The 23,237-nt window shown below is 64.7% G+C and carries 23 protein-coding genes; 18 read left to right on the plus strand and 5 right to left on the minus strand.

The features are described 5' to 3' along the window. Positions 1–4 precede the first annotated feature (4 nt). Positions 5–1,201 carry an amidohydrolase family protein gene (locus tag MAA44156_RS12275; protein ID WP_009976149.1) on the minus strand — a complete coding sequence of 399 codons (1,197 nt, stop codon included), beginning with the start codon at positions 1,199–1,201 and terminating at the stop codon, positions 5–7. Between the two features lie 268 nt (positions 1,202–1,469). On the opposite strand from MAA44156_RS12275, the gene MAA44156_RS12285 reads away from it, so the two are divergent. After that, positions 1,470–2,570 (plus strand): acyl-CoA dehydrogenase family protein, encoded by a 1,101-nt coding sequence (locus MAA44156_RS12285; RefSeq protein ID WP_008255407.1) that lies wholly within the window; start codon positions 1,470–1,472, stop codon positions 2,568–2,570. Positions 2,571–2,580: 10 nt separating this feature from the next. Next, a complete protein-coding gene (locus tag MAA44156_RS12290) occupies positions 2,581–3,483 on the plus strand; it encodes a TIGR03619 family F420-dependent LLM class oxidoreductase (RefSeq protein WP_008255406.1) in 903 nt (300 codons plus the stop codon). 3 nt (positions 3,484–3,486) lie between these two features. On the opposite strand, the gene MAA44156_RS12295 is transcribed toward MAA44156_RS12290, so the two are convergent. Continuing rightward, entirely contained in the window at positions 3,487–3,933 is a 447-nt protein-coding gene (locus tag MAA44156_RS12295; RefSeq protein WP_023879877.1) for a nuclear transport factor 2 family protein, read from the minus strand. A gap of 74 nt (positions 3,934–4,007) precedes the next feature. On the opposite strand from MAA44156_RS12295, the gene MAA44156_RS12300 reads away from it, so the two are divergent. The 3 genes from MAA44156_RS12300 (at position 4,008) to MAA44156_RS12310 (ending at position 6,376) form a co-directional block, all read left to right on the plus strand. Then, positions 4,008–4,619 (plus strand): isochorismatase family protein, encoded by a 612-nt coding sequence (locus MAA44156_RS12300; protein ID WP_009956502.1) that lies wholly within the window; start codon positions 4,008–4,010, stop codon positions 4,617–4,619. A 90-nt stretch (positions 4,620–4,709) separates the two neighbouring features. After that, entirely contained in the window at positions 4,710–5,903 is a 1,194-nt protein-coding gene (locus MAA44156_RS12305) for an amidohydrolase family protein (protein ID WP_009976147.1), read from the plus strand. Beyond that, positions 5,900–6,376: a MaoC family dehydratase gene (locus tag MAA44156_RS12310; protein ID WP_008255402.1), complete on the plus strand. Its 477-nt coding sequence runs from the start codon at positions 5,900–5,902 to the stop codon at positions 6,374–6,376. Before MAA44156_RS12305 ends, MAA44156_RS12310 begins: the two co-directional genes overlap by 4 nt. Positions 6,377–6,398: 22 nt before the next feature. Here the strand turns inward: MAA44156_RS12310 and MAA44156_RS12315 are convergent, their stop codons facing one another. Both MAA44156_RS12315 and MAA44156_RS12320 read right to left on the minus strand, forming a co-directional pair. Next, positions 6,399–8,798 (minus strand): CaiB/BaiF CoA transferase family protein, encoded by a 2,400-nt coding sequence (locus MAA44156_RS12315; protein WP_029248441.1) that lies wholly within the window; start codon positions 8,796–8,798, stop codon positions 6,399–6,401. Then, a complete protein-coding gene (locus MAA44156_RS12320) occupies positions 8,795–10,255 on the minus strand; it encodes an aldehyde dehydrogenase family protein (protein ID WP_009976143.1) in 1,461 nt (486 codons plus the stop codon). Before MAA44156_RS12320 ends, MAA44156_RS12315 begins: the two co-directional genes overlap by 4 nt. A 257-nt stretch (positions 10,256–10,512) precedes the next feature. On the opposite strand from MAA44156_RS12320, the gene MAA44156_RS12330 reads away from it, so the two are divergent. From MAA44156_RS12330 to MAA44156_RS12365, 8 genes are read left to right on the plus strand one after another with little or no spacing between them, the layout of a single operon-like run. After that, positions 10,513–11,685 (plus strand): cytochrome P450, encoded by a 1,173-nt coding sequence (locus MAA44156_RS12330; RefSeq protein ID WP_009976142.1) that lies wholly within the window; start codon positions 10,513–10,515, stop codon positions 11,683–11,685. Beyond that, complete coding sequence (locus MAA44156_RS12335) at positions 11,685–12,884, plus strand: acyl-CoA dehydrogenase family protein (protein ID WP_008255398.1); 1,200 nt, start codon at positions 11,685–11,687, stop codon at positions 12,882–12,884. The genes MAA44156_RS12330 and MAA44156_RS12335 overlap by 1 nt, the downstream gene beginning before the upstream one ends. Next, positions 12,881–13,432 carry an FAS1-like dehydratase domain-containing protein gene (locus MAA44156_RS12340; protein WP_009976136.1) on the plus strand — a complete coding sequence of 184 codons (552 nt, stop codon included), beginning with the start codon at positions 12,881–12,883 and terminating at the stop codon, positions 13,430–13,432. Before MAA44156_RS12335 ends, MAA44156_RS12340 begins: the two co-directional genes overlap by 4 nt. Next, a complete protein-coding gene (locus MAA44156_RS12345; protein ID WP_009976134.1) occupies positions 13,432–13,845 on the plus strand; it encodes a Zn-ribbon domain-containing OB-fold protein in 414 nt (137 codons plus the stop codon). The genes MAA44156_RS12340 and MAA44156_RS12345 overlap by 1 nt, the downstream gene beginning before the upstream one ends. 20 nt (positions 13,846–13,865) lie before the next feature. Continuing rightward, positions 13,866–14,975, plus strand: a complete 1,110-nt coding sequence (locus MAA44156_RS12350) for an acyl-CoA dehydrogenase family protein (protein WP_009976133.1) — start codon at positions 13,866–13,868, stop codon at positions 14,973–14,975. Continuing rightward, a complete protein-coding gene (locus MAA44156_RS12355) occupies positions 14,972–15,424 on the plus strand; it encodes a MaoC family dehydratase (protein WP_009956512.1) in 453 nt (150 codons plus the stop codon). Before MAA44156_RS12350 ends, MAA44156_RS12355 begins: the two co-directional genes overlap by 4 nt. After that, on the plus strand, positions 15,421–16,599 hold the full coding sequence (locus tag MAA44156_RS12360; RefSeq protein ID WP_009976131.1) for a lipid-transfer protein: 1,179 nt from the start codon (positions 15,421–15,423) through the stop codon (positions 16,597–16,599). Before MAA44156_RS12355 ends, MAA44156_RS12360 begins: the two co-directional genes overlap by 4 nt. 21 nt (positions 16,600–16,620) lie before the next feature. After that, positions 16,621–17,223, plus strand: coding sequence for a TetR/AcrR family transcriptional regulator (locus tag MAA44156_RS12365; protein ID WP_009956515.1), 603 nt, complete (start codon positions 16,621–16,623; stop codon positions 17,221–17,223). Between the two features lie 206 nt (positions 17,224–17,429). On the opposite strand, the gene MAA44156_RS12370 is transcribed toward MAA44156_RS12365, so the two are convergent. Next, entirely contained in the window at positions 17,430–18,338 is a 909-nt protein-coding gene (locus MAA44156_RS12370) for a helix-turn-helix domain-containing protein (RefSeq protein ID WP_080555736.1), read from the minus strand. Positions 18,339–18,425: 87 nt separating this feature from the next. Between MAA44156_RS12370 and MAA44156_RS12375 the strand changes: the two genes are divergently transcribed. From MAA44156_RS12375 to MAA44156_RS12395, 5 genes are read left to right on the plus strand one after another with little or no spacing between them, the layout of a single operon-like run. After that, positions 18,426–19,664 (plus strand): alkyl sulfatase dimerization domain-containing protein, encoded by a 1,239-nt coding sequence (locus MAA44156_RS12375; RefSeq protein WP_014384318.1) that lies wholly within the window; start codon positions 18,426–18,428, stop codon positions 19,662–19,664. After that, positions 19,661–20,410, plus strand: a complete 750-nt coding sequence (locus tag MAA44156_RS12380; protein WP_009976125.1) for an SDR family NAD(P)-dependent oxidoreductase — start codon at positions 19,661–19,663, stop codon at positions 20,408–20,410. The genes MAA44156_RS12375 and MAA44156_RS12380 overlap by 4 nt, the downstream gene beginning before the upstream one ends. Continuing rightward, a complete protein-coding gene (locus MAA44156_RS12385; protein ID WP_009976124.1) occupies positions 20,407–21,612 on the plus strand; it encodes a sulfotransferase family protein in 1,206 nt (401 codons plus the stop codon). Before MAA44156_RS12380 ends, MAA44156_RS12385 begins: the two co-directional genes overlap by 4 nt. 1 nt (position 21,613) lies before the next feature. Further along, positions 21,614–22,378 carry an SDR family NAD(P)-dependent oxidoreductase gene (locus MAA44156_RS12390; protein WP_029248439.1) on the plus strand — a complete coding sequence of 255 codons (765 nt, stop codon included), beginning with the start codon at positions 21,614–21,616 and terminating at the stop codon, positions 22,376–22,378. A 25-nt stretch (positions 22,379–22,403) separates the two neighbouring features. Continuing rightward, positions 22,404–23,216 (plus strand): sugar phosphate isomerase/epimerase family protein, encoded by an 813-nt coding sequence (locus MAA44156_RS12395; protein WP_009976120.1) that lies wholly within the window; start codon positions 22,404–22,406, stop codon positions 23,214–23,216. Positions 23,217–23,237 lie beyond the last annotated feature (21 nt).

Genomic DNA, 23,237 nt, shown 5'->3' on the forward strand with positions numbered 1-23,237 from the left:
GCGGTTAGCTCCGGGAGAACAACTGGTCGGCGTTGTCACGCATGATCCGCCGCTTGGTGGCGTCGTCGAGCGGGTCGAGCAGCTTGGCAAATTCGGCCGGCACGGCCAGGCCTTCGGCGTGCGGGTAATCCGAGCCCATCACCAAGCAGTCGTCGTATCCCAAGCCCGCGACGATTCCTGGGATGTCGTCCTCGGGGTACGGCACGACACGGACATGACGGCGGAAGATCGCCGAAGGCCGCTCCGTCAGCTTCCCACCAATCCAAGGCCCGTTGCGGCCCATCCCTCTGCTCTTGTCCATGTGTTTGACGAAGAACGGCACCCATTCCGCCCCGTGCTCGGCGACGAGGACGTTCAGGCCCGGGAAGCGACCGAAGAGGTTGTCGAAGATGAGAGCGGACAACGTCTCCTCGATCGGGCGCTGGCCGTAGACATTCATCCACTGCCACGCCGACATGTGCCAAGAAGCCGGGTCGGAGTTTTGTCCCCAGGCGGGCGAGATCGCATTGAAGTACCAGAACGGCATGATGTGGAACACCAGGATGCAGCCGGCCTCCTGCAAGCGTGCATAAATCGGGTCGAAGTACGGGTCGCCAGGCGATCGACCGTAAGCCGGCCCGGTCGGCAACAGCACGAACTTTGCGCCCTGCGCGATGATGGCCTCCGTCTCGGCGATCGCAGAATCCAAGTCGCGCAACGACATCAGCGCCGTGGCGAAAATTTTGTCTTCGTAGTTGAAACCCCACTCTTCGTCGAACCATCGGTTGAACGAGCGCAGGTTGGCGTACAGTGCCGCTGTGTCGTCGACGTAGTGTTCGGCGGCCAGGGCCATACCGCTGGGATAGATGACCATACGCTCGATGTTCTGCTCCGCCATGACGGCAAGGCGTGCACCGCGCTCGATGAATTCCGGTTGCATGGGTTGCGGCTCGTAGGACTCCTCGGGGTTGCCCGATCCCGTCTGCTTGAGCATCTCCTTGAGCGAGCCCGGCCGATAAGCGACATCGAGGCCCAGTCCCCCTTCGCTGTTGAACGTGGCGACCCGATGTCCCGCAAGGATCACCTCGACGCCGTCCGCTCCGCGCACGGTGGTGATCGCCCGGTCCCGAAACTCCTCCGGCAGATAACGGGTGAACGCGTCCCGCGTCTCGTAGCAGTGGGTGTCGCAGTCAAAGATGCCGTAGTCGAGTTTCGTCGTCACCGCTTCGCTCCTTAAGCGCGAGAATGATTATTCTCTATTTTCACAAAACATACTATCCTGATCCGACAATGGCCATCTCGCGCGGGATGGCCAGGCGCCCGAGTGAGGGACGCCGGCGTCAGCCGCGATCGCGCAAAGGAAGACATGACTCCATCAAAACCGCTGTACGACAACATGATCGGGTGGGCACCGCTGAGCGTTCGGTCTGCCGCGTTGCGTATCACAGATCCCGCAGCAGCCCGGGTGAGGCCGAACCGGGAGGCCCGGCGTGCCGTCAAGTGAGGTCGACGAACTTCGCAGCGTCGTCCGCGACTACTTGAGCGCGACATCGCCCAGCGAGACCGTTCGCAAGCTGATGGCGACGGACATCGGGTACGACGAGGCGTCGTGGCGCCAGATGGCGGGCGAGTTGGGACTGCAGGGCATAGTCGTGCCGGAACGATGGGGCGGGGCCGGTGCCGGTGTGGTCGAACTTGCGGTGGTGTTCGAGGAAATGGGACGCGCGCTGGTGTGCTCCCCCTTCTTCGCCACCGTGGCGCTGGCGACCCAGGCCATTCTCGCCAGCGAGGACGACGCGGCGGTGGAGCGGTTCGTTCCTGGGTTCGTCGACGGTTCCACCACCGCGACGCTGATCCTCAACGGCCAACTCGGCGCGTGGGACCCGGATGCCGTGACGTTGCGGGCCGACCGCCGGGGCGCCGGTTATCGGATCCGTGGTGAGGCGCCGCTCGTTATCGACGGTCACACCGCGGACGTCGTCTTGGCGCCGGCCATCACCGACGCGGGCGTGTCGTTGTTCGCGGTACGTGCCGGGCCAGAGGGGCTTTGTCGCACGCCGTTGGCCGGACTCGACCGCACCCGCAAGGTGGCGCGGGTGCAGTTCGACGGCGCACCGGCGGAGCTGATCGGAACAGACGGTGGTGCCGCGAACTTCCTTGCCCGCACATCGGACCTCGCGCTCGTCGCGCTGACGGCCGAACAGGTCGGCGCGGCGCAACGGTGCCTCGATATGGCCGTCGACTACGCCAAGAATCGAATTCAGTTCGGTCGGCCGATCGGTAGTTTCCAAGCGGTGAAGCACCGGTGCGCGGACATGTTGGTTCAGGTGGAGGGCGCGCGATCGGCCCAATCGCATGCGGCCGCAGTGGCCGGCACCGATGATCTCCCGACCGCCGCGTCGGTCGCGAAGATGGTGTGTTCGGAAGCCTTCCTGCAGGTTGCGCTCGACAACATGCGCATCCACGGCGGAATCGGCTTCACCTGGGAACACGACGCCCATTTGTACGTCCGGCGCGCCAAGGCCAGTCAGCTGATCTTCGGCGACCCGGACTACCACGCGCAGCGCCTGGCCACGCTCGTCTCTGAATGAAAGGATCCTCGTGACCGTCTCCTTTTCCCTCGAACTGCCGACTCATCGTGTCGAAACGGTCGATGAGTTCGTAACCGCTGAAGCGATCGCCGAAATCGCGCGAGTGGCCGAGGAGAGCGGGTTCGCAGCCGTCCACGTCACCGATCACCCCGCACCCGATGCGAAGTGGCTCGACCACGGCGGCCACCACGCCCTTGATCCGTTCGTCGCGTTGGCTTTCGCGGCCGCCGCAACGACCGACGTCAAGCTGTTGACCAATGTCTACATCGCCGCTTACCGCAATCCGTTTCTCGGCGCCAAATCGATCCAGAGCCTCGCGGCGTTGTCCAACGGGCGCCTCATCCTCGGAACTGCCGCCGGATATCTCAAACCCGAATTCAAGGCGCTCGGAATCGATTTCGACAACCGCGGCGCTCTGCTCGATGAGGCGCTGGACGTGCTGGACAAGGTGCTCACCGGTGAGGACATCGCCTACCAGGGGACGTCATTCGCCGCCCGCGGTGTTCGGCTGCGCCCGCTGCCGACGACTCCCCCACCGGTATGGGTCGGCGGCAACAGCAAGCCGGCCGTGCGCCGGGCGGTATCGCGCGCTCAGGGGTGGGCGCCGTTCAACACGTTCGGCTACGCCGCCGCATCGCGCACCGCGGAGATCTCGACCATCGAGGATTTGGAGGTCGCGATCGGCTGGGCCAAGCAGTACGCGGCCCAAATCGGCCGCACCGCACCGCTGGACATCTGCTTCTCCGCGGGAAACCTCTTGGAGGACAGCAGATCGGCCGACGAACGTCACGCCATCATCGCGCGGCTCGCTGCCGCCGGGGTCACCTGGTTGACCATCGCCCCGTCCGGCTCCGACCGGAGCGAACTCATCGAACGTTCGCGCGCTTTCGCCAAGGAGTTCATCACGGCATGACCCTTAGGCCATCAGGCTGTCGGCCGCGAACGCGTCCACACTGATCCGGCGATGGGCGAACAGCCACCGACCATTCAGGGGCACAAGAACGTCGCGGTAGCGGCCCCAGTGGTCGAGTCCGATGTCGGTGTGGACCGCGAAGTAACTGCTGACCTCGACCCTGGTGTTTGCCACCGACCCGAACCGAATGCTGGAGACATGGTGGCGGACGTGGGTCGGAGCGCGCCGTGCCGGCTGGCCCGGTGTCGAAGGCCGGGTCACCGCGGCGCCGAGGCCGGTCTCGATTTGCGCGGGCCCCGTCAAGCGCTCGGCACCGCCGGTGAATTCCAGCACTCCCTCGTCGCAGAAACACGCCGCCAGCGCACGAAGATCGAATCGATCGGTGGCGGCGGTGTAGTCGGCCAAAGTCTGCCGTACCGACTCCCGCACTTCAAGCTCCCAAGCCTCCATCGGTCCTCCTCGTGGAAATTGAGTTCCAGCACACGATAACGTCTATTCTCATGCCACAACCCAGCCTTCAAGCCATGCTCGATCCCGCAACCACCGCGCTGGTGACCCAGGAGTGCCAGGGCGGGGTGATCGGGCCGCAGGCCGGCCTTCCATTGCTCGCCGAAGAGGCCCGGCGCGAAGCCATTCCCAACATCGCCAGGCTGCTCGGCGCCGCCAGGGCGGCCGGTGTCGCGGTCGTGCACTGCCTGATCGAGAAGCGCCCGGACAACCGGGGATCGAACAGCAATGCCCGGCTGTTCATGGCCGGAAAATCGTTCGCCGCCGACCTGACTCCCGGCAGCCCCGGCGCATCGGTCCTGCCCGAACTCGGTCCGGTACCCAGCGACCTCGTGCTGACCCGCACCCACGGCGTCGGACCGATGACGGGTACCGATCTTGACTCGGTGCTGCGGAACATGAACATCAAGACCATTGTGGGAGTGGGCGTTTCGGTCAACATCGCCATCCAGAACTTCGCGATGGACGCGGTGAACCGCAGCTATCAGTTCGTGTTGCCGCGTGACGCGGTGAGCGGGTATCCACGGGAGTACGCCGAGTCCATCATCGATAACACGCTGTCCCTGCTCGCCACGGTGACCACCACCGATGCCGTGATTGACGCGTGGAAAGGGATCCCGGCGTCCTGACCCCGTCTGGATGTTGAAAAGCCAAAGTGATAACGTCGTTCTCACTTATCGTAAACGATCATATTCGCTGCTCGGAGGAGGGATAGCCTCATGTCACCCCGGTCTCTGCCGTACCCGGTTTTCGACATCGACAACCACATGTACGAGACGACGGACGCGCTCACCAAGTACTTGCCGAAGGAGCACCGCGGAAAGGTCGGCTACGTCGAGGTCAACGGCCGACCCAAACTCGTCGTCAAGGACCACATCAGCCACATGATCCCCAACCCGACGTTCGAGCGAGTCGCCAGGCCGGGCAGCGCGGAGGACTATTTCCTGGGCAACAATCCCGAAGGCCTCAACTTCCGCGAATTCATCGGCGAGGCAATGGATGTCATCCCGGCATACCAGTCACCCGCGCCGCGACTGGAACTGATGGACGAACTCGGCATCGATCAGTGCGTCATGTATCCGACGCTCGCCAGTCTCATCGAGGAACGCACGACCGACGACGTCATCCTCACGCACGCGATCATTCATGCGCTCAACGAGTGGATGCACGAGCACTGGACGTTCAACTACCACGACCGGATCTTCGCCACCCCCGTGATCTGCCTGCCCCTGGTGGACGAAGCCATCAAGGAATTCCACTGGGGCCTCGAGCGCGGCATGAAGACATTCCTGGTGCGGCCCGCACCCGTGCCCAGCCGGTTCGGCGGTTCGCGCTCCATGGGCCTCCCCGAGTTCGACCCGTTCTGGGAAGAGGTCGTCAACGCCGGCATGCCGGTCACCATGCACGCCTCGGACAGCGGCTACCAAAAACACCTCATGGAGTGGGAAGGCGGCGACGAGTACCTGTCCTTCAAGCCGAGCGCGTTACGCGAAGTCGTGATGGGCCACCGCGCCATCGAGGACACCCTGGCCGCGATGATCTGCCACGGCGCGTTGTCGCGCTTCCCCGATCTGAAGATCTTCTGCGTCGAGAACGGCAGCGGGTGGGTCCGCAATCTGCTCGAGCAGCTCAACACCGCGTACAAGATCATGCCCAAGGAGTTCGACGAGCACCCGGTCGAGGTGTTCAAGCGAAACATCTACATCCATCCGTTCCTCGGGGACGACCTCAAGGGGATTATCGACATCATGGGCGAGGATCACGTGATGTTCGGCTCCGATTTCCCGCACCCCGAGGGCATCGGTGATCCGCTGAGCTTTGTCGACCGGCTCGACGGTGTCTCCGAGGCCGCCAAGGCGAAGATCATGGGAGGCAACGCTATCGAGCAGTTGGGGCTCAAGGTTCCGGCATGACCCGGGCGCGCACATCCCCGAAGGTTTACGACGGAATCGCCGACTTCGAGGCTCACGTCGGCGAGCACCTTGGTTTCAGCGACTGGCGCCAGGTCACGCAGAAGGAAATCGACTTGTTCGCCGAGGCGACCGGTGACCATCAATGGATCCATGTCGACCCTGAGAAGGCGGCCGCCGGTCCCTACGGCAAGACCATCGCCCACGGCTATCTGACCTTGTCGCTGGTACCCATTCTCGTGCAACAGATCTACCGGGTAACCGGCTTGGCGATGCAAGTCAATTACGGAAGCGACAAGCTGCGCTTCCCCGCCCCGGTACCGGTCGATTCCCGCATCAGGGCTGGCGCCGAACTGCTCAAGGTTGAGCGCAACGACAAAGGCGGCCGGGCCACGGTTCGCGTCACCGTCGAAGTGGAGGGCAGCGATCGCCCGGCGTGCGTCGTCGACACGATCGCCGCGATGATCGACGCCTGACCGAACGGGCCGAGTTCATCGACTATGCGTTGAGAACGCGTTCCCCGATCACTCGTTGCTCCCGCAACGCGGCAATCTCCTGAGCGGAAAGTCCAAGCGCTCCAAGCACCTCGGCGTTGTGCTGCCCGAGTGTCGGCGCGGCGGCCCTGTGCTGGTGTATGGGTCCCGGCGAGATGCGAAAAGGCCAGCCGGGAAACCTCTGTCGGCCGGTGATCGAATGGTCCAGGTCCTGATAGAAGCCGCGCGCGTCGAGTTGCTCGACGTCATACATCCGATCGGCCGTCAACAGTCGCTCGGCGGGCACACCATGCCGGTCAAACGTCGCCACGACCTCCTCCGCGGTTCGCTCGCACGTCCAATTCGCCAGTACCTCGTCGAATTCGTCGTGGTGTTCCCGGCGCGCTGCAGCGGAGGCGAATCTCGGGTCGTCGCGCAGGTCGGGGCGGTCAATGGCGTCCAGCACCGCTCGCCAGTCATCGTCATGACGCACCGAGAGCGCGACCCACTCGTCGACATTGCCGGTCGAATAGACGCCCTGCGCGTATTCGCGGTGGCGGTTTCCCTCACGCGGGCGCACCGATCCCGTCAACGAGTATTCGATGACGGGTTCGGCTGTCACCGCCGCGCCGACCTCGATTTGCGCCGCCTCGATCAGCTGCCCCTCGCCGGTGGACCGCCTGTGCTCGAGGGCGGCCAGCAGCGCGACGCAGGCGTGTACGCCGGCGATCGGGTCGGCGGGCCCCTGCAGATTGCACGGCGGGCCGTCCGCATAACCGGTCGCGGCCGACATGCCTGACACCTGTTCGATGTTCAGCGCCCAGCCCACGTAGTCGCGCCACGGCCCCTGGAGCCCGAACCCGGGCATCCGCACCATGATCACGCCGGGATTGACCCGCGCGATGGAGTCGTAATCCAGTCCGAATTGTTCGACGACGCGCGGCGAGAAGTTCTCCACCACCACGTCGGCCTCCGCAGCCAGTCGCAGCGCCAACTCTCGACCGGTGGCAGAGGTGAGATCCAGCGTGATGTCGCGCTTGTTGAGATTGGTTCCCTGCCACAGCGGCCCGCGCTCGTACCAGTCGTCGCCCTCGCGCAGCAGCGAGCCCGAGTAGCGGTGTCCGTCGGGCCGCTGAATGGATTCGACCTTGATCACGTCCGCCCCGAACGCACCGAGGTAGCACGTCAGATACGCGCCCGCCCAGAAAGTGCTCAAGTCGAAGACCTTCAACCCGGCGAACGGCAAAGAGACGTCGGCGACGTCACCCGTCGGGCGCGGTGCGTCGCGCTTGCTCCACTTGGCCTGCGCTCCGTTTGTTCGGAGGGCGGGAGCGGGCAATGGCGGCGGTACCGGGGTCTTCGAGAGCCGGAACGGCGCGCCTGGCCTGGTGAATCGCCATCCGTCGGTGGCCGCGTCGACGAAAAACCCTCGCTCCGCATACTGCGGGCAGCCCAGGATCGTGTCGCCGTCGGTGATCGGCGCCGCGGGTATGCGCATGGCCTGGCTCAATTCGACCAGATCGGCGACGGACATCGATTCCAGGAACGGCTGGGCCTTGGCGAAGAACTCGTCGCGCTCGGGCCCGCCGAGCATGATCGCGAGCTGGTGGTCGCCGAACTCGGGCAACCCGACCATCGCGCAGACGTCCAGCCAATGCTGACCGGTCAGGCAGTTGATCCCGATCCAGCCGTCGGAGGCACGCACAATACCCAGCATCGGCGCGGCTTTGGAATTCGTCGGCAAGCCAAGGCTTTTCAAGCGGGCGGCCATCAGCATGGGATAGGGCAGCGTCGCCAACAGCGACTCGAACATCGACACGTCCACCTCGACCGGCCGGTGCGTTTCGGCCGTGGCGACGCGTAGGGCCGTCAGCGCGCCGAGGGCCGCGTATCCGCCCGCGATGTATTCCGGGATGCGGGCGCCGGCCTGTAGCGGCGCCCGGCCGGGCTCGCGCACGTTGATCCAACCCGCCGCCGCCTGCAGGGTCAGCGGAGTCGTCACCCGGTCACGCAGTGGCCCCTCCTGGCCGAAGCTGGAGATCCGGACCACGACGAGATCCGGGTTGACCCGGGCCAGGGTTTGCGCGTCCAGACCCCACGCCCGGCGCTCAGGTGCGCCCCCCGGTAAGTCTTCGACCAGGACATCCGCCTGCGAGATCATCTCGCGCAGGACCTCAAGGCCACGTTCCTGCGCGAAATCAACCGTGGCGCCGCACTTTCCGGCGTTCAGGTACTCGAACAGCCCGCTTCGCTCCGGATGAGGGCCCTCTGGGGGAAAGGGACCCCAACGGCGCAGTGGGTCACCTGACGGGGGCTCGACCTTGCGCACGTCGGCGCCCAGGTCCACCAGCAGCTTCGCGCAATAGGGACCCGCGATCTCGGAGGCCAACTCGACGACGCGCAAGCCCGCCAGGGGTCGGTTCACGCGGGTATCCCGATGGCCTTGGGCTCCATATAGGCCCGCAGTCCCATCACGCCGCCCTCCCGACCGATGCCGCTCTGCTTGAAGCCTCCGAACGGCGCGTCTCCGGGGATTGTGCCGTTGACCGATACCTGTCCGGTCCTCATCCGCCGGGCGATGGCCACCGCGCGGTCGATGTCGCTTCCCCACACCGCGCCGCCGAGGCCATAAGACGAATTGTTGGCGATGGTCACCGCGTCATCGTCGTCGCGATACCGCAAGACGGTCAGCACGGGACCGAACACCTCCTCCTGCGCGATATACGAATCGGCGGCGGCATCGGTGAGTATCGTTGGCTCGAAATAGAAACCGCTGTTCAGATCCTTCGGGCGGGCTCCCCCGGCCACGACGGTCGCACCGTCGGCTTCGGCGCGTTTGACGAAGCCCTCGACACGGTCGAGGTGCTCGCGGCTGATCAACGGACCCATGGTGACCGCCGGATCGACGGGATCGCCGATCACGACTTCGCGGGACAGTGCGGCGAGCCGGTCCACCACCTCGTCGTGGATCGCCTCGGGCAGCAGCAACCTGCTGTTGAGAATGCAGGCTTGACCAGCATGCATCGTGCATCCCTCGAACAACAGCCGTTCCAACAGGTCGTCGGTGACGTCGACGTCGGGCAGCAGGATGGTCGCCGACTTGCCCCCGCATTCCAGCAGAACGCGCTTCATGGTGGTCGCCGCTCCCGCCATCACGTCGCGGCCGACGACAGAGCTACCGGTGAAGCTCACCATGTCGACCCTGGGATCCAGGGTCAGGCTCCTGCTGGCCTCGACGCTGGTCGGCGGCACCACGTTGACGACGCCAGGGGGAATGTCCGTGTCCTCGTCGATGATTCGCGCCAACGCCAGCCCGGCCAGCGGTGTCAGCGGGGAAGGCTTGAGCACCAGCGTATTTCCCGCCGCCAGTGCCGCGCCCAACTTCATGACGTTGAGGGTGTGCGGGAAGTTCCACGGCGTCATGGCCGCCACCACACCGAGGGGTTCGTAGCGCAGCAGTGTGGTGCCCGCGGCCCCCCAGGCATCCATCGGTGCCTCGGCGGGCTCCGCCGCGAGCTCGGCGGCATGGCCGACCATGAATGCCGGTCCGTCGACGTGAATCAGCCGTTCGTTCGCGGAACAACCCCACTCGGCCAGCGCGAGTGCGTAGATCTCCTCGCTCCTGGCCATCAGCGCATCGCTGAGTTGTTGCAGGCATCGGGCCCGTTCCGCGGGCTCTGCCGCGGGCCACGGGCCCGTGTCGAAGGCGGACCTGGCCGCTGCGACCGCCTGCCGGACCTGCGCCACGCTCGCATCGGGCGCCGTTTGGATCACCACCTCGGTGGCGGGATTGACGACGTCGTAGCGTCCGCAGTCCGGGTCGGTCCACTGGCCGTCAATGTAGTGACCGTAGGCCTCGAGGAGCGAACCCGACCCAGCCATCCTGCCTGCCTTCCTGACTGCACGATCGTGAAGCAGCGCGGGCGACGCCACCGAGATAACTTACATACTCAACCTGTGTGTACACGCCGACCGCGACGCCGTCAACGGCTAATTTGAGCCAGTTTTAGCCCAATATGCGGCGATTGACAGATGATCTGGCTCTCCTGTAGACAGCATGGAAACGGACATTCTTGCGTTATCTGTCCGGCCAGCCCAGTGTCCAAGGAAGGCATGCGGTGCCCACTACTACTGTTCCCTTGCACTCTCCGGACTTCTACGCCGGCGATCCCTACCCGGTCTACCGGGAACTCCGCAACACGACGCCAGTGGTGTGGAACGACGTCACGAACTTCTGGGCGCTGTTGAAGTACGAGGACGTCCGCTACGTTTCGGGCCACCCACTGACCTTCTCGTCGACGAAGGGCATCACGATTCCGGATCCCAGCCAGCCTGAACCCGTTCAGGAAGGCAACCTCATTTTCACCGACCCTCCCCGCCACCGGCAGCTCCGCAAGCTCATCAACTCCGGCTTTTCCCGCCGGCAGGTGCAGTTGCTCGAGCCCAAGGTGCGCCAGATCGTGAAGGGCATCGTGGACAGTGTCGAGCCGTCGCGAGAGTACGAGTTCGCCGAGGAGATCGCCGCGCCCCTTCCCACCCGGATGATCGCCGAGATGCTCGGTGCCCCTCCCGAAGACTGGGAGCAGTTCCGCGCGTGGTCGGACGCGGCGGTCGGCACCGCCGACCCGGACATCGAACTGGACTCGATCGTCGCCCTCGGTGAGCTGTACGAATACTTCACCAAGCTCATCGCCGCGCGGCGGTCCGGCGAGGTCAGCGGGCAGGACGACCTGCTGAGCATCCTGGCCGCGGCCGAGGTCGACGGCGAGCGGCTCACCGACGCGGATCTGCTCAACTTCTCCTTCCTGCTGTTGGTCGCCGGCAACGAAACCACACGCAACCTGATCGCGTTGGGCACGTTGGCGCTGATCGACCACCCCGACCAGTTCGCGCTGCTGCGATCGGACCCGTCGCTGCTGCCCAGCGCGGTCGAGGAGATGCTGCGATTCACCAGCCCGGTCGCCCACATGGCCCGCCGCGCGACCGAGGACGTCGAGATCCGCGGCCAGCAGATCAGGGCGGGCGACACAGTGGTCATGCTCTACGGCTCCGCCAACCGCGACGAAGAGATCTTTGGGCCCACCTGCGAAGAGTTCGACATCACCCGTAATCCCAACCCGCACATCGCGTTCGGGGCCGGGGAGCACGCGTGCCTTGGCGCCCAGCTCGCGCGCCTGGAAGCCAGGGTGATGTTTGAGGTGCTACTGGGCGCCTTTCCCACGATCGAGCTCACCGGTGACGTGACCCGGCTGCGCGCAACCATGGTGCCGGGCGTGAAACGCATGCCAATCCGACTGGGGGCGGGCAACTGATGGACTTCGACTACACGCCCGAACAGGAGCAGCTCCGAAAGGACTACCGGACGCGCCTGGAGGCGGTGATGACCCCGGAGCGCCGCGCCGCCGTCGCCAACCTCACCGAGGGGGGCGCCGCGATGACCGAGTGCCGGCGGGCGCTCGGCGATGCCGGGTTGCTCGGCGTCGCCTGGCCGGTCGAATACGGTGGCGGCGGGCTGACCGCGTTGGAGCAGTACATTTTCTCGGAGGAAGCGCGCAGGGTCAACGCACCGTTGCCGTTTGTCACCCTAAACACTGTGGGCCCCACGCTCATTCAGTACGGCACCGAGGAGCAGAAGGCCAAGTTCCTCCCGGCGATCCTCAAGGGCACCGTTGATTTCGCGATCGGTTACTCGGAGCCCGGCGCCGGGAGCGACCTCGCCTCGCTGCGGACCACCGCGGTCAGGGACGGCGACGAGTTCGTCATCAATGGTTCAAAGATGTTCACCAGCGGCGCGGAGTTCGCCGACTACATCTGGTTGGCGGCGCGCACCGACCCAACCGTCAAGAAACACAAGGGAATCACCCTGTTCATCGTGCCGACGGACTCGCCCGGGTTCTCCTGGAAGCCGCTACACACCATGCCGGGGGTGTCCACGTACTACACGTTCTACGATGACGTCCGGGTACCCGAGAGCGCCATCGTGCTCGGCGAAAACCAGGGTTGGACGCTGGTGACGAACCAGCTCAACCTCGAACGCGCCGCCCTGGGCAACCTCGGTGCCCTGGAGCCGCTCTTCGCCAAGACGCTCAAGTGGGCGTCGACGACACCGCTCGACGACGGCATGGTCATCGATCAGCCCTGGGTGCAGCAGGCCCTGGCCCGGGTGGAAGCGCAGGTCGCCGCCTACCGGCTGCTGAACCTGCGCGTGAACGCGACGATGAGCTCGGGTGCCCTCGGTATGGGCGAGGCCTCGGCGGCAAAGGTTTTCGGCACCGAACTCACTCAACAGGTCGCCCGCGAGCTGCTCGAAGTCGTCGGGCAGGCGGGTGTCCGCAAGGACTCGGCGGCTCCGCTCAAGGGCGAGCTGGAGAGCGCCTACAGGCTGGCGGTCATCAACACATTCGGCGGCGGAGCCAACGAACTTCAACGCGACATCATCGCTATGGCCGGCCTCGGGATGCCCCGCGCACCCCGAGACGTGCGGGCCTCCGGAAAGGAGAAATCCACGTGACAGAGCTAGCCAAAGACGACCTGCGCGAGCGCCTCGACGCGTTGATCGGGACGCCCACCGACGGAGTCGGCAGACCCTCCCGCGCCCCTGATCCGGTGAACGCCGCGATGATCCGGCACTGGGCGTACGCGTTGGACGACATGAATCCCGCCTACCTTGATCCCGAGTTCGCGGAGAACTCCCGCTACGGTGGCCTGGTTTCCCCGCCGGTGATGCTGCAGAGCTGGACGATGCCGCCGCCCAAGCTCGCCGGCATCCATGAGCGCGGCGGCGTGCCGATCGAGATCAAGACGAACCCGCTGCAATTCCTCTCCGACGCCGGTTACACGGGCATCATCGCGACGAACTCTGAGTTTGAGATCGAACGCTATCCCCGCGTCGGCGACGAGATCACCGGTGAGACGGTGTTCGACTCGATCTCCGACGAGAAGACGACCGCGATGGGCAAAGGATTCTTCGTCACGTGGGTGACCACCTACCGCGATCAGAACGGCGAAGTCATCGGCCGCCAATGGTTCCGCACGCTGCGATTCAAGACGGGAAGCTGATGGCGACCAGACTTGCTCCGTCGATCAGCCCGGACACCGAATTCTTCTGGTCGGGCCTCAAGGACCACAAGCTGCTGATCCAGCGCTGCGCCGACTGCAGGACGTTGCGGGTGCCGCCCCGCCCGATGTGCGGAAATTGCCAGTCGCTCAACTGGGATTCCATCGAATCAACCGGGCGCGGAACGGTTTACAGCTTCGTGATGCCGCAATACCCGCCGCTCCCCTTCCTCCAATACCCCTACGTCGTGGCACTGATCGAGCTCGACGAAGGTGTGCGCATCGTGTCGAACCTGTGCGATATCGAACCGGCGGCCATCGACGTCGGTATGCCCGTCGAGGTCTTCTACGAGACGTTCGAAGCAATCCCGAGCGGGGACGAGCTGGTGCTGCACCAGTTCCGGCCCGCCCGCTGAACACGAGGCACCAGGCGAACATGGATTTTTCCTTCACCGAAGAACAAGAGACCGTCGGCAAGGTGGCCCGCCAGCTCTTCGAGCACCGCGCCACCACCGAGCACCTCACCGAGTTGGAATCGGGCGAGATTCGTTTCGACCCCGCACTGTGGCGTGAGCTGGCGGCGTCGGACTTGCTGGGCATCGCGCTACCCGAATCGGTTGGCGGCAGCGGTGGCAGCTTCCTCGACCTCGGCGTGCTGCTCGCGGAAGTGGGCTGGAGTGTTGCGCCGGTGCCGGTCTATGCGACCCTGGTGCTCGGCGCGGATACGATTGCGCGGCACGGTGACTCGACCACTCAGCGACGGTACCTACCGAAGGTGGTGGACGGAAGCACGATACTGACCGCCGCGCTCGCCGAACCGGGAAGCTCCGACCCGGCCGCCCCACGCACCACCGCACGGCCCGATGGCGACGCCTGGATCCTGGACGGCGTCAAGGAACTCGTGCCCGCAGCGCAGCTTGCCGACGCCATCGTGGTTTCGGCACGCGCGGACGACGGACCGGGCCTGTTCGTCGTCGAGACGGCCACCGAGGGCGTCGTCGTCACACCGGCAATCACCACCAACGGTGAGCCCTACGCCGACGTCGAGTTCGCTGGGGCCGTCGCGCTCCGACTCAACGAGGCCGGTGGCCGGGATGCCGTCGACTCGCTGTACACCAGGGCGCTCGTCGGACTGTGCGCCATGCAGGTCGGGGTGACCGAGCGCGCGTTGAAGATCGCGGCGTCCTACACCGGCGAGCGCGAGCAGTTCGGCAGGCCGATCGGCTCATTTCAGGCCGTGCAGCAGCGGTTGGCCGATGCATTCATCGACGTCGAGGCGATTCGGTGGACCACCTGGCACGCGGCGTGGCTGATCGCGGAAGGCCGACCCGCCGCCCGCGAGGCCGCCATCGCCAAATTCTGGGCCGCCGAGGCGGGTGCACGGGTCGTCGCATCAGCCCAACAGGTCCACGGCGGCATGGGCATCGACGTCACCTACCCGCTTCATCGCTATTTCCTGTGGGCCAAGCAGATCGAGCTCTCGCTCGGCTCTGCCCCCCAACAACTCGCCCGGCTCGGCGCGACATACCCGGAAGGAAACGCATGACCTCCACCGTCGACCGCACCACCACGCGCGCATGGAATTCCATCAACGTGGGCGAGGAAGTCACCCCGATGGACGTCCCGGTGACCACCACACTGATCGTCGCCGGGGCCATCGCGTCCCGCGACTACATGCCCGTGCACCATGACCGCGACTTTGCGAATTCCCAGGGATCCAAAGACATTTTCTTGAACATCCTGACGACTAATGGGCTTTGCGTGAAGTTCCTTCATGACTGGGCGGGCCCCGAGGCGATGATCAAAAAGTTGTCCATTCGCCTCGGCGTCCCGGCCTACCCGAATGATCCGATGCGCTTCACCGGATCGGTCACGGACAAATCGTCGGCCGACGGCGAAGGATTCATCGAGGTCACGTTCAGGGGCGCCAACAGCCTCGGCGACCACGTCTCGGGAACCGCGGTGCTCAGCCTGCTCGAAGGCGTGGATGCATGAACAGGGGCTCCTGCGGGATTGGCGGCAAGGCCGCGCTCGTCGGGATCGGGCAAACCGAGTTCTCCAAGGAATCGGGCCGCAGCGAGATGCAACTGGCCTGCGAGGCAGTCAAAGCCGCCATAGGCGACGCCGGTCTTCGTCCCGCCGACATCGACGGCATGGTCACCTTCAGCGTCGACGACAACGAGGAGATCGAGGTCGCCCGCAATGTCGGGATCCGGGAGCTGACGTTCTTCACCAGGGTCCCCCACGGCGGTGGCGCCGCCGCGGGAACGGTGATGCAGGCCGCGATGGCGGTCGCGACGGGCGTGGCGGAGGCGGTGGTGTGCTACCGAGCGTTCAACGAGCGCTCCGGGTTCCGCTTCGGTGGCGCCGGCCGTCAGCCGGGAGTGACGCCGCTGTGGATGGCTCCCTATGCGCCGTTCGGGTTCATGACGCCGGCCGCCTGGGTCGCGTTACACGCGCAGCGCTATATGACCACATACGGCGTCACCAACGCCGATTTCGGGAAGATCTCGGTCATCGACCGCAAGCACGCCGCGAACAACCCCGACGCCTGGTTCTACCAGAAGCCGATAACCCTTGAGCAGCACCAACAATCGCGGTGGATCATCGAGCCCGTGCTGAGGCTGCTCGACTGTTGTCAGGAAAGCGACGGGGGTGTCGCCATGGTGGTGACGAGCGTCGAGCGCGCCCGCGACCTGGCCAAGCCGCCCGCCGTCATCACGGCCGCCGCGCAAGGAGCCGCCTACGACGGCGAGGTGATGACCAGCTACTACCGCGAGGAGATCACCGGCCTGCCCGAAATGGGAGTCGTTGGCGACAAGCTGTGGCGGGATTCCGGTCTTAAACCGCAAGACATTTCGACGGCTTTCCTCTACGACCACTTCACGCCTTTCGTCTTCACTCAACTCGAGGAGCTCGGATTCTGCGGCCGCGGGGAAGCCAAGGACTTCGTCTCGGTTGAAGAACTGTCGCTGGGCGGCCGGATGCCGATCAACACCAACGGCGGGTTGCTCGGCGAGGCTTACATTCACGGCATGAACGGCATCACCGAGGGCGTCCGACAGGTGCGCGGCACGTCCCACAATCAGGTGGACAACGTCGAACACGTGCTGGTCACGTCGGGTACAGGCGTTCCGACGAGCGGACTGATCCTCGCGCCCGATCGCTGAGCGGGGAAGCCGGGAATCGAGATGACGTACGCGACGGCGGTCGACACCCGCGAGGTGCTCATCTCGGCTGCGTTCGCCTGTTTCCGCACGCACGGGTTGCGGAAGACGACGATCGTCGACATCGCACGTGTCGCGGATGTGTCCAGGAGCACGTTCTACGAGTACTTCCGGGACAAGGAGACGATCGTCGAAAGCTGTGCGGAGGCGGCGTCCCAGCGCTTCTATCGCAGGCTGGCCACGGCGATCGATCGGCACGGCGGCAGCACGCTGGAGGAAAAGCTAACGCGTGCAGGCGTTTTCGTCGCTCAGGCGCGCCGAGTCGTGGAGCCCGAATCGTATTTCGACCAGGACGAGGTCAGCTTGATGTTGACCAAGAATGCGTCGACCCTCCTGCGGGAATGCAGCGAGTTTCTCGCACCGTATGTCTCCGCGGCGCGGCTGACCGGCGAGGTCCGCGGTGACCTTGACATCCGGTCGGCGACCGAGTGGTTCGCGCGGATGTTGTTCTCGTTGTTCACCACCCCGTCGCCCTATCTCGACATGGGCGACGACGACGTGGTCGCCGACTTCGTCCGTGCCCACGTCGTGCGGGGATTCCTGAGTGACGGACTCAAGAGGCGCTAGTGTCGAGAGTCGTTAACTCGCATTCGGATCGTAGGCTTGGCGTGTGCCGGGCCCCGTTGCTGCGTCTGTGGCTTTGTCTAGTGCCTAGCGTGAGCAGTTGAGGGCGTGGACCCGCCGTGAACTACTGCAAGCGAATTGATGACTCACGACACTAGAAAATTCTGGCGAGACGGTCAGCTCACACGGGAATTTGTCCGGTGCCGCATTTACGTCGCCTCGTAGCGAGCAATGACCGTTTCGAGTTCGGCGGCGGCGTGACACATTCGCTGACCTAACTCCTTCACGGCGGTCGCTTCCAGCGACGCGAAGGGGATCGCCGAGACCGACATGACGACCGCGCCGTCGCTGTTCCGCACCGGGGCCATCACCATGGCCACTTCATTCAATTGGCCAGGGGGAAGCTCCGCGGTTAGGAAGTCGACCACGGTGCCGTCGGCGATGGCAGTGGCGAGGCTGGTGGTCACGATGTCGATGTCACCATGCCCGCTCAGCGCTTGAAGCGCAGTGTGCACCCGCAGCCATTCAGGGCTCAGACGCTCGATGGCGTAGCCGCGGTCGCGTACGTCGGCCAGTACTTCGTCCATGCGAGAACGAAATTCGGGCCTCGCCGATTTCAAGCGTGCGAGCCAAGCTCCATGCGTTTGGTCATCGGCCCACGCGACGAACTCGCGGCCGAAAGGGGCCAGGAACGGGATGTGGAAGCCAAGGCCTACCTGGGCAGCCGTCGCCGTCTGGCCGGCGGTCTCGATCACCGTCATGTCGGTTCCGTTGCGCCGTACCAGCAGAACTTGCATCTGAAGTTCAGTCGCCAGTCCGGCCAGGCGGGCCCGCACGAGCCGTCGTCCTGCTCCGGAAGGACGAGCCAATGCCTCGATGGCCGGGCCGCAACTGAATTGACCGGTCTCGGGGTCCCGGATTACCCAGTCGTGAACGGCCAATGCATTCAGCACTGCGTGTGCGGTCGCTCTGCTGATCTCCAACGCTCGGCCGACTTCGGTCACCGTGAAGCAACGGTCGGGGGCACCACCCAGCAGGCTCATGACGGCGACCACCCGATCGGTGGGTGGCGAAACGGATTGACGCGGTTGGGAATCCAAGGTTACGCTCGGTGTCATGATATCGATGCTATATCGAATATTCGATATAGCAAAGTCCGGCCGGCTGAACCACGCCGCGCGGCTGGCGGAGAGGAAGTACGGCGTATGGGGTCAATTCATCACCGCCGACCCGGCGTCGAGGCGATTGCTGCCGCATCGGGTCAGCCAGCGACGTCGCTGGGCGATGGCATCTGGATGTCACCGGGAGTGTCGAACACCTATGCCGTAGAGACCGGCAGCGGGCGGATCATCATCAACACCGGAGTTTTCTACGAGGGGCCACTGCATCGCGACGCCTACCAGGCGGTGCCGGGGCCGACCCACACGATCATCGTCACGCAGGGCCACGCTGATCACTGGGGCGGAGCGGCCGCGCTCCGAGACCCGGACACGGCGGTGGTGATGCACGCCAACTATTACTACTGGCGCGACGACAACGAACGACTAATGCCGGCCCGTGTGCGCAACACCGCCTTCGCCTTCGAGAAATTCACCAGGGCAACCCTCGAACACCTCAAGGACGTCGACATGTCGCTCTTCGACATGTCTTTTCCTGAACCGACTATCACGTTCGATCGTCACCTGGGTCTGAACGTCGGCGGGAGGCAAGTGGACCTGCACTGGACGCCCGGAGGCGAAACCACCGATGCACTGGTCGCATGGTTACCAGACAGCCGAGTCCTGTTCACCGGTAACCTGTTTGGCCCGCTGTTCGGTCACGTGCCAAATCTCGTGACGATCCGCGGTGATCGGTATCGCGATCCGATCCAGTACATCGAGGCGCTCGATCTGGTGCTGTCCCTGCAGCCCGATCGCCTCATCACCGGGCACTTTGACCCCATCGAAGGTGCCGACCTTATCGCGACCGAGGTCACCGCCATGCGCGATGCCATGCAGTGGGTACACGACCGCGTCATCGATGCCATGGTGTCGGGCTCCGATATCTACAGCCTGATGAACGAAATCCGGCTGCCCGAACGTTTCGACGTCGGCGAGGGTTATGGGCGGACCACGTGGAACTCCCGCGCCATCTGGGAGCTCTACGGCGGCTGGTTCCACCACCGCTCCACCACCGAGCTGTTCCCCATCCCGCCGTGGTCGGTCGCGCCGGACGTCGTGGCGGCCGCTGGCGCCGAACGGCTCGTCGCGGCCGCCCGCTCGCGTTTAGACGCCGGCCAGGCGGTCGAGGCGCTGCACCTAACCGATCTAATTCTGGCCGGCGACGACACCAACGCGGCCGCCAAGGACGTCGCCATTGCCGCACACGAGCGTCTGCTCAGCGATGCAGACAACTTCTGGGTGAAGGCCTGGATCCAGCACTCCATCAAAGGATTATCGGCATGAACGCGGTCACCTTCGACTTCGCCGGCGCCAAGGTTCTCGTCACCGGTGGCACGAGCGGCATCGGACAGGAGATTGCCACCCAATTCGCCAAAGCGGGTGCCGCCGTGACCATCACCGGGACCCGTGCCTCCACCGAAGACTATGACGATGACCTGAGCGCATTCACCTACCGGCAATGCCAGATCCGCGACGAAAAATCAGTCGACGACCTCGCCGCGTCGCTTGGAGAACTGGACATCCTGGTCAACAACGCGGGCGGTCCATTCCCGGAGTGGAAGGATGAATGGACCCCCGAGGGCTTCGCCCTATCCCTGACGCAGAACCTCTTCGGAGCGATGCGTTTGACTATGGCATGCGAGGGTCTGCTCAAGAGCAGCACGGCACCCGGCGGAGCCAACGTCGTCAACACCACCTCGATGTCGGCCTTCCGCTCGGCGATCCTGTCACCGGGATATGGATCGTCGAAAGCGGCACTCACCGCACTGACGTGGAATCTCGCGCGACGCTGGTGCAACGACGGCATCCGCGTCAACGCCGTCGCACCTGGCCTCATCCACACGCGACTGAGCGACCCCGGTATCAATCTCCCGCAAGTCGTCGATGTTGAAATCGGATTCCATACTCCGCTCGGGCGTCCAGGAAAGCCTGAAGACTGTTGGGCGGCAGTGCTTTTCCTGTGCAGTGAACCGGCCCGGTACATCACTGGGGCCACCATCGCCGTCGACGGAGGGTACCTGACGGTATGAGCACCGACACGCCGTCCGCGGTGGATTACCGTGCGGTCCGCAGCCCCGATGACGTCCTGCGCCTCGCGCAGCAGCGCAGCGGTTTACACGAAATCGATTCCGATTCCTGGCGCGAAGGATTGGCGATCCTGCTCGACGAAATTCACTCCTCGCCGCTGGTCACCGACTCCGGTCGCGAATACCTGATCAGCAACTTCGCGCGGGTCCTCGCGAGCCGCCTGGAAGTGCACGACTACGCGAAGCGCCACCCCGAAGTGCGCGAGCAGGAGATCAAACGGCCCCTCGTCACCCTTGGGATGCCGCGCACAGGTACCACCGTGATCAGCTATTTACTGGGCGAAGACCCGGCACGCCGCTCGCTGCTGCACTGGGAGTGCATCCACCCGGTGCCGCCCGCGACCACTGCAACTTTGAAGAGTGATCCGCGATGCTTGGCCCTCCTTGAAGAGCAGCAGGCGATGCTGAAGATGGTGCGGAAGGCCAAAGTTGCCATCCCGCACTGGGAAGACGCCGATGGTCCGACCGAGGACATGTTCATCCACGCCGCCGATTTCAAGGCCCTGTCGTGGGAATCATGGCAGCCCACTGCTCGATACTCCGAGTGGCTCATCGGCGAAGCGGACATGACGAGCACTTACGAGTATCAGAAGTTGGTGCTGCAAATCCTGCAGTCGAAGGCGCCTGGCACCTGGAACTTGAAAATGCCGTCGCATGCGGTGCACATCGAAACCCTGCTGACCGTATTCCCCGACGTGCGTATGATTTGGGCCCATCGTGACCCGTTCAAGGCCACGGGTTCGCTGTGCAACCTGCTGATGATGCCCCAGCAGGTGGTGATGCGTGAAGCAGACATCGACCGCCGCGCGCTCGGCCGCAAGGCCACGGATCAGATGCGCGCGCACGTCACCCGCCCGCTTCGAGTCCGCGAGCGCATCGGAGATGACCGCTTCTTCGACATGTACTACTCGGAGATGATGCGTGATCCGATTTCAGTGATGCGCAGTCTGTACGACTGGGCCGGCGATGAACTCACCGATGACACCGTTCAGCGGATGCGTCGATGGCTTGCCGAACATCCTCAAGATCGGTTCGGTTCTGCCGCCTACTCATTGGAGCAGTACGGCTTGACCGTCGACGGGATCCGGCCCGTGTTCGACGAGTACTTAGCCGCCTTCGACATCGAACTTGAAGGGACTCCGTGACATGCCCGGGACAGGTGCGAACATATCCGGTCGCAGACGAGTCTTGGTTACCGGCGCGGCCACGGGCATCGGCGCGGCCATCGTCGACGTCTTCGTGAATTCCGGCGCCGACGTTGTCGCCACCTTCCATGAGGCGCCGGCTCCCGAGCGATCCCCAGCCTCCTGGCTTCGCTGCGACGTCACCAGTGTCAACAGCGTGGACGAGACGGTCGACGCAGCGGCGGCAGCCATGGGGGGCTTGGACGCCGTCATTCATGCCGCCGGCCTGTGGCTACCGGGCATCGCGGGAACGATTACCGACGCGGACATCGATCGGCTCGTGTCGATCAATGTGCGCGGGACCATTCACGTCAATCAAGCCGCTCACCGCATCATGCAGGGCTCAGGAGGCCGGATCATCAATTTCGGCTCCGCAGAAGCGGTCATGGGCAGTCCCATCTCGGCGGTCTACGCGGCCACGAAGGGAGCGGTACACGCGTGGACGCGCTCCGCCGCCAAGGCCTGGGGCAGTGAAGGCATCACCGTGAACGCGATCGCGCCGGCGATGCAGACGCCCGGAGCCGACCGCCTGCGTAGCTTTCTCGGTCCGGAAGGTTCGGCGTTCATGGACGAGAACCTGAAGTTGGCCATCCCATTGCGCGGAGCCCTCGGCGACCCGGCCACAGACCTTGCTCCGCTGCTGGTTTTCCTAGTCGGCGAGGGGTCTGGATTCATCACCGGCCAACTGCTCGCCGTCGATGGCGGCCTCATCATGCTGGGCGCCTGAGAAATCACATCGATCGGAGTACACCATGGACCGGCTGGGCATCGAATTCCTGAGCATCTTCGGCATGCCGCCACTCGAATTCATCTCTCTCACTGCGGAGTTGGGCTGCCACTACATCTCCACGGCGCTGTACGGGGTGCCGCTGCCCGAATTGGGTTACCCGACGTATTCGCTCAAGGACGACACACGTCTGCGGCGCGAGGTGATCGCCGCCCTGGCCGATACCGGTGTGAAAATCTCGTTGGGCGAGGGACTGCTGATCCTGCCCGAACGCGACTCCGCCAGTCTGGCAGCCGATCTCGACCTGATGGCCGAGCTCGGCGCCCAGAAGGTCAATGTCGTGAGCTTCGAACCCGATCTACGCCGAAGCTGCGACGAGTTCGCCGCGATCACCGAGATGGCTGCCCAGCGTGGAATGAGTACAGTCACGGAGGTCGTGCCGGGCTTCACCATCGGAGACCTCCGCACGGGCATGACGGTGGTCGAGTACGTCGACCGGCCCGAATTCCGCCTGCTGATCGACACCATGCACATCGCCCGGTTGGGCACGCGACCCGCAGACCTCGCAGAAATTCCGGCGGCCTGCATCGGATACATCCAGCTGTCCGATACCACTATGACCAGCCGATTCGACGACTACAACTTCGAGGCCATGAACGAGCGACTGGTCCCCGGCGCCGGTGAGGTGCCCCTCAAGGAGTACCTGGCCGAGCTCCCCAGGGACGTCGTCGTCGGCCTGGAGATGCCGCAACGCGAGGCGGCCCTCGCCGGTACCGGGGCAGCCGAGCGACTGCGTCCCGGCATCGAAGCGGCGCGGCAACTACTCGCGTCCATCTGAACGCCGTCCCACAACGCGCAC

This window comes from Mycobacterium avium subsp. avium (assembly GCF_009741445.1).
Taxonomy (GTDB): domain Bacteria; phylum Actinomycetota; class Actinomycetes; order Mycobacteriales; family Mycobacteriaceae; genus Mycobacterium; species Mycobacterium avium.